Origin of the sequence: Protofrankia sp. CiP1_Cm_nod2, from assembly GCF_920664355.1 — a bacterium.
Taxonomy (GTDB): Bacteria; Actinomycetota; Actinomycetes; order Frankiales; family Frankiaceae; genus Protofrankia.
Genome location: NZ_CAKKTL010000226.1, coordinates 2,597 through 8,658, shown reverse-complemented (window position 1 = coordinate 8,658; position 6,062 = coordinate 2,597). Strand labels below are relative to the sequence as shown.

Below are 6,062 nucleotides of genomic sequence, written 5' to 3'. Positions count from 1 at the left end.
GGTCGAACGAGAGCTCCTGGAGATCCAGGATGAGATGGCACAGCTGCAGGCTGGTGTCGCTGCCCGCGGCGGTGATGCCGTCGGTGGCCCGCAGCCGGTCGATGCAGCGCCCGGCCAGGGTCGCGACGACCTCGGTCGACGTCCCCAGATCGTCGGGGATGACGGACGCCGTCGGCTCCGCGTGGAGGGCGGCCCGCACCTCGCCGTGCACGAGATCGAGGCGGGCCGCGAGATCGCGTTGGCGGCGCCGCCATCCTCGGACGCCGGTGGGTGCCGGGAACATGCTGGGCTTCCGGTCCGGGTCGGCGGTCATAAGGCGCGGTCCTGACTGCGCGCGAGGTACAGGTACCGGGCGATCGCCTCGGCGCGGTTCGACGCGCGCAGTTTGCGCAGGATGTGCTTCACATGCGATTTCACCGTGGTTTCGGAGACGGTCAGGCGGTCGGCGATCTGTGCGTTGGTCGCGCCGCTGGCCAGCAGGGCGAGCACCTCCCGCTCCCGCGGGGTCAGCCCGTCCGGGAGCCGGGGTGCGGATGCCGCGAGCATGCCGGGCAGCGACACCGGCGGCTTGGACTCGGTCGCCGGGATGCTCTGCCGCGCGAGCCGGACCGGGGCCGCGCTGAGCCCTTCGGTCATCATCCGGGCGGTGCAGAACGCCTTGGCGATCCGTTCCCGTTGCAGGGCGAGACGCTCGAGCAGCACCGTGCGCTCGAGAATCAGGCCGAAGCCGTCGGCGAAGATCTGGATACGCTCCCGGTCGTAGCCGGTGAGGCGGCGCCCGGAGGAATAGGTGTCCGCGTGCAGGTAACCGACGACCGAGCCACTTGCCAGGACCGGCGCGACGACGTACTCCCGGGTCTGGGACACCTCGACCAACGGGCGGAAGAGCCGGGGCTCGGACTGCGCCTGCTGGATCAGCGCGGGCACCTTGCGCCGGACGAGCTCGGCCTCGGGCATGGCGGAGGTCAGCGGAATCCGCAGGTCCTGGATGAAGTCCCGGAACGCCACGTTGACCGCGCTGTCGGCGTCGGTCGTGACGTGCAGCTCGGCGGGCAGCCAGGTCGAGCCGCGTAGGCTGGAGATCATCGCCCGGTCGAATCCACCGGCCGCGCACAGGGCGGCCGGAGCGGACGCGATGGCCTCCGCGGAAGTCGTGGCCCGGCGTATCCGGGCAAGCTCCTCCCTGATGCGGCTCAGCACCCGGAACGGCATACCGAACATGTGTGCACGCAGGTCGTTCTGCACGGCGCCGAGTTCGGCGAGCAGCGCGCCGGCCCGGGCCGCCTCCCCGCCCCGGACCGCCGCGTCGATGGATTCACCGTCGATCCGCTCGAGCCTGGCCGTGAGCGCCGCGGCCGAGCGGCTGCCGGGCTCGACCGGAGCCGCGTCCACCGCCGTGTGCAATGCCATGACCAGCTTCTTCTGGCGAATCTGAAGATCCGCCTGTGCTAACGCAGTGGTGGAATATGGTGACGCCACTGTCCCTTGTCCTCCACGTCCGAAGTGGACCGATCGCGACGACGGCGCGGCCCCCGGGGCCCAGCGCCCCTCGCGGGGGCCGGCCAACAGCTCCAGAGACCGGATCTATGTGTTGCCATATTTACTTCGGACAGAACGTAGGTGATTCAGGTCACTTCGTCAAGACTTCTCCGAATACGGCTCCCGGGCCGGCTCCGGGCCGGCTCCGGGCCGTCGGCGCGCCCGCCCGCGGCCGCCCGCCCACAGCGGCCGCGGGCAGCACATCATCGGTTGTGCAGGATACGGGCAGCTACCATGTGGAGTCTTTCCGTAATATCCGGCTGGCTTCGCAGATGAGCTGTGCGCGCAACGTCGTTGACCACCATCAACACGGCGTGGATACGGAAAAGCGCCGCGGTCCGGTCCAGGTCCGGGCGGGTGGCCGCCATCAGGGACACCCATTCCGCGACGTAGTCGTGCTGCGCCTTGCGAATTCTGTGACGATTCCAGTACGGAAGGTTCATGACCTCGGCGACCAGCACGTTGACGAGGTCGGTGTGCGCCATCGCGAAGTCGATGTAGGCCGCCACCACGTTCTCCAGGCCGCCCTGGGGGGTCGTGGCGGCCGCCAGCGCCCGGGCGAGGCCCAGCTGCAGGGACTCGGCCGCGCGCGCGACGATCGCCATCAGCAGGTCGGCCTTGCTGGCGAAGTGCCGGTAGACCCCGGCGCTGGTCACCCCGACCCCGGCGCCGACCTCCTCCATGGTCACCGTCTGGTAGCCACGGGTGCTGAACAACCGGGCCGCCGCCACCAGCAGCGCCTCCCGCCGCCCCCGCGGTGACAGCCCCGTCTCGGTGGTGGCCGGATCCGCGGCCGGCCGCCCGGACACGCCGGCGATGTCCACGGTGCACACCGACAGGGCCATCCCCCGCAGCAGGGCGGCCATCGCCTCCGGGGCGGCCGGGACCCGGTGGTAGGAGGGGCTGGTGAGCACGGCGAGCGCGCACCATGCCAGCAGTTCCGCGTCGTCCCGGCTCAGTTCCTCACGCGCGTCGTTCAGGGCGACGACGAAGCCCGCCAGGAAGGCGAAGAACCGCTCCCGCATCCGCTGCCGCTGCTCGTCGTCGAGATGGCGGCTCTCCCGGCTCCACAGCACCCCGAGGTCGCGCCGCCGGCCCGCCGTCTCGGCCAGGTCCTGCACCATGGCCGTGAGCTGGCCGCCGTGATGCCGGTCGACGGCGGCCGCCGCCAGGTCGAAGCTGTCGGTCAGCGCGCACACCAGCAGCTCCTCCTTGCTGCGGAAGTGCCGGTAGAGCGCGCCGGCGGTGATCCCGACCGCGCTGGCGATGTCCTCGGTGCTCACGTTGTGATAACCGAAACGGTAGAACAGCTCACTGGCAGCGGTGATGATCTGAGCTCTGCGGTTGCGTGGACGCGGAGTTCTCGTGATCGTACCTCTGCCGCCACGCTCGCTCACTGCCCGCTCCCACCCTGCCGTCTCACGCGGATACCGCTCCTGCCCGGGCTCCCCCACCGCCGGTGGCTGACGGCGCGATCCGACGGCAACGCCCCCGGCCAGGCCTCCGGCCAGGCGCCCGGCCCGTGTCCGGGGAGCGCCGCGTGCCACTTCACGCACCGCCTCGCGCATCGCCGGACGAGGTGGAGTTGTTGACCCATTAAGTTACTCCTGATTTACTTCTTGCCATCGGAGCCAACTCTCCACGAGCGGCCACCCCTCCACCGTCTTCTGATCACAACGCCAGCCCTCCGCCCCGTCCACCGGGGCTCCGGCCGGCATCCTGCGGCCGGGCGGGCCAGCCAGGAGAAAAACGATCTTCTCCGGTACCGGCGGCCGGCCGGCGGTAGGCAGCCGGACCGTCAGGGCGGCAGCCGGCCCGGGCGGGGCGCGTCGGCCCCGTGAGCAGGTGTGAAACAGCCGCCGTGACGATCAGGAGGAGCTGACGGTGCTGGTCGACGGATTCATCGGTGGCGGTTCCTCGGACGGGACCAGCGGCGCGGATATCGCCGGTATCTCGGCCCAGGTCGCGGAGGCCGAACGGATCGGGTACGACGGGGTGTGGGCGACCGAGGTCGGCCGCGACCCTTTCTTGCCATTGCTGCTGGCCGCGGACCGCTCACCACGGCTGCAAATCGGTACCGCCATAGCCGTGGCATTCGCCCGCAACCCGATGACCATGGCGTCGACAGCGAACGACCTCCAGACATTCAGTGCCGGCCGGTTCGTGCTGGGGCTGGGCTCTCAGATCAAACCACATATTCAGCGCCGTTTCAGCATGCCGTGGTCCGCGCCGACCGAGCGGATGCGGGAGTTCGTCCTGGCCATGCGGGCAATATGGCGTAGCTGGCACCATGGGGAGCCACTCGACTTCCGCGGCGACATATACCAGCACACATTGATGACGCCGCTGTTCAATCCCGGGCCCAGCCCCTACGGCCCGCCACCGGTCCTGATAGCCGCGGTCGGGACGAAGATGGCCTCGGTCGCCGCCGAGGTCGCCGACGGCATACTCGTGCACTCTTTCACCACCGAACGCTATCTGCGGGAGGTCACCCTCCCCGCCGTCGAATCGGTGCTCCGTGACAACGGCCGGCAACGGGAACAGTTCACCCTCTCCTACCCGGGGCTGGTGGCCACCGGGGTCGACGAGAAAAGCTACGACGATGCCGTGCGGACGGTGCGCGAGCGCATCGCCTTCTACGGGGCCACCCCGGCCTACCGCGGTGTCCTGGACCTGCACGGCTGGGGCGACCTGCACACGGAGCTGCACCGGCTGTCCAGGCAGAACGAGTGGGACGTCATGACCAAGCTCGTGGACGACACCGTGCTGCACACGTTCGCGGTGGTGGGTGAGCCGGCGGCGGTCGTCACGGAGCTCCGGCGCCGCTTCGACGACCTGATCAACCGGTTCACCCTGTTCGTGCCCTACCCGCTGGCCGACGAGGCCCGCCAGATCATCGTGGCCGGGCTCCAGCGGGACTGAGCCGCGGCGGCCGTCGTGGGCTGCCGCGGGCCGGCCGCGGGTTGTCGTGGGCTGACCGCGGGCCCGCAGGGGCACGCCCGCGGTCAGCCGGGGAGAACCTGCCCGGCCACGGCGAGCACGACGAAGACGATCGCGATGATCGTGCAGGAGCGGGCGCCCCGGCGCAGGGAACGCTCCTTTTTCGCCCGTCCCTCCGGCGAGAGGGAGGCGGGCACGAGGGCGGCGGCGTTGCGCTGCCCCCACCGTCCGATGGCGAAGAACGCGGCGGCGAACGCGAGCTGCACCAGCACCGCGGCGATCATCATGTCGAGCCGGTCATCATGTCGAGCCGGTCATCGTGCCGCGGGGAGGGACAGCGGCGGCGGGGCCGTCAGCGACGGAGGGGCGGCTGCGGGCGGCAGGGACAGCAGGGACGGCGACAGTGGCGCCGCGGGCGCCGGGCCGCTGGTCACGCCTGGCCGCGGGAGCACCGCGGAGCCGTCGGACGGCGGCGCGTCGGGATCCGCGGGCCGGTAGTCGTCGGCGTACTCCACGTCCGCCGCCCTGATCCGGTCGGCGAGCCATGCCCGCCAGACCGCGAGCGCGCGCTCCGAGCGCAGCGCGTCCCGTACCTGGTCCCTGACCTGCTCGAAAGACGGCTGGCTGGCCGGCCTGTCCTCGAGAACCTGGCCGACGTTCCAGCCGGAACGGGTCTGCACCGGGCCGAACACGGAGCCCACCGGGGCGGCGAAGGCGGCCTTGGCGTACTCGGCGTCCAGCTGCGGGGCGGTGACGAATCCCAGATCTCCCTGGCTGCCCCGGGTCGACTCGTCCAGTGACGTCTCACCGGCGAGGGCGGCGAAGTCCGCGCCGTCCCTGGCGCGCCGCACCACCTGGTCGGCCTCCTCCCTGGTGGCGACCACGATGTTGCGCAGACGACGCTGCGCGGGGACGGCGAAGTCCGTCCGGTGGCCCTCGTAGTACGCGGGCAGCTGGTTGTCGGTGACGGCCGCGGCCGCGGGCGCCGTCACATCCTGGAACAGCCGGGCCGTGCGCTGCTGGCGTCCGACCTCGTCGAGGACGTCGTTCTCGGACACCTTCAGCTTGGCCAGCAGGTCGGTGAAGGCACGCTGCCCGTCCGCCCCCGGCCCCATCTGCTCGTCGATCATCTTGGTGAGGGTGTCCCGGGCCGCCTTGTCCGCGATGACGATCTGGCGCTCGGCGGCGGCCCTGTCCATGATCATGCTCACCGCGACCGCTTTGGCGACGTCCCGCCGGAACTGCTCCAGCTCGCTGCCGCCGACCGGCTCGCGGATCCCGTAGAGCGCGCCGAGGACCTCGACCCGGGCCTGCAGCTGGTCCCTGGTCACCACGGTGCCGCCCACGCGGAAGGCGGCGTTGCCGGGCAGGCCGGTCACCAGCGGCACGATGAGCAGCGCGAGCCCGGCGACGACCAGCGGTACCAGCAGCACCAGGACCGTGCGCACCCATGACCGGCCCAGCGGGCCCGGTAGCGCCCTCATACCTTCACCTCCGTCCGCGCCGCGCTGGACGTGCCGTCCGGCGGCGGCGCGCCATGCTCGCTGCCGGTCCCCGGCGCGCCGCGCCCGTCGTCCGGCACA

General features: G+C 71.2%; 5 protein-coding genes and 1 pseudogene. 1 reads left to right on the top strand and 5 read right to left on the bottom strand.

What is annotated here, in order from left to right; all coding sequences use genetic code 11:
- From NBW84_RS19865 to NBW84_RS19855, 3 genes and pseudogenes are all read right to left on the bottom strand, one after another.
- Positions 1-313: pseudogene (locus NBW84_RS19865) on the bottom strand (helix-turn-helix transcriptional regulator); the annotation flags it as partial.
- Positions 310-1,410 carry a LuxR C-terminal-related transcriptional regulator gene (locus NBW84_RS19860; protein ID WP_250286335.1) on the bottom strand — a complete coding sequence of 367 codons (1,101 nt, stop codon included), beginning with the start codon at positions 1,408-1,410 and terminating at the stop codon, positions 310-312. The gene NBW84_RS19860 and the pseudogene NBW84_RS19865, both read right to left, overlap by 4 nt.
- A 332-nt stretch (positions 1,411-1,742) precedes the next feature.
- A complete protein-coding gene (locus NBW84_RS19855; protein WP_250286333.1) occupies positions 1,743-2,936 on the bottom strand; it encodes a TetR/AcrR family transcriptional regulator in 1,194 nt (397 codons plus the stop codon).
- 487 nt (positions 2,937-3,423) lie between these two features.
- On the opposite strand from NBW84_RS19855, the gene NBW84_RS19850 reads away from it, so the two are divergent.
- Positions 3,424-4,461, top strand: a complete 1,038-nt coding sequence (locus NBW84_RS19850) for a TIGR03617 family F420-dependent LLM class oxidoreductase (protein ID WP_250286331.1) — start codon at positions 3,424-3,426, stop codon at positions 4,459-4,461.
- 83 nt (positions 4,462-4,544) lie between these two features.
- On the opposite strand, the gene NBW84_RS19845 is transcribed toward NBW84_RS19850, so the two are convergent.
- Both NBW84_RS19845 and NBW84_RS19840 read right to left on the bottom strand, forming a co-directional pair.
- Positions 4,545-4,766: a hypothetical protein gene (locus tag NBW84_RS19845; protein ID WP_250286329.1), complete on the bottom strand. Its 222-nt coding sequence runs from the start codon at positions 4,764-4,766 to the stop codon at positions 4,545-4,547.
- A 27-nt stretch (positions 4,767-4,793) separates the two neighbouring features.
- Entirely contained in the window at positions 4,794-5,963 is a 1,170-nt protein-coding gene (locus NBW84_RS19840) for a peptidyl-prolyl cis-trans isomerase (protein WP_250286327.1), read from the bottom strand.
- Between the last annotated feature and the right edge of the window lie 99 nt (positions 5,964-6,062).

Excerpts from the sequence above, each read along its gene's own strand:
- NBW84_RS19860 (WP_250286335.1), bottom strand. The coding sequence starts at position 1,410 with ATGGCATTGCACACGGCGGTGGACGCGGCTCCGGTCGAGCCCGGCAGC.
- NBW84_RS19845 (WP_250286329.1), bottom strand. The coding sequence starts at position 4,766 with ATGATGATCGCCGCGGTGCTGGTGCAGCTCGCGTTCGCCGCCGCGTTC.
- NBW84_RS19840 (WP_250286327.1), bottom strand. The coding sequence starts at position 5,963 with ATGAGGGCGCTACCGGGCCCGCTGGGCCGGTCATGGGTGCGCACGGTC.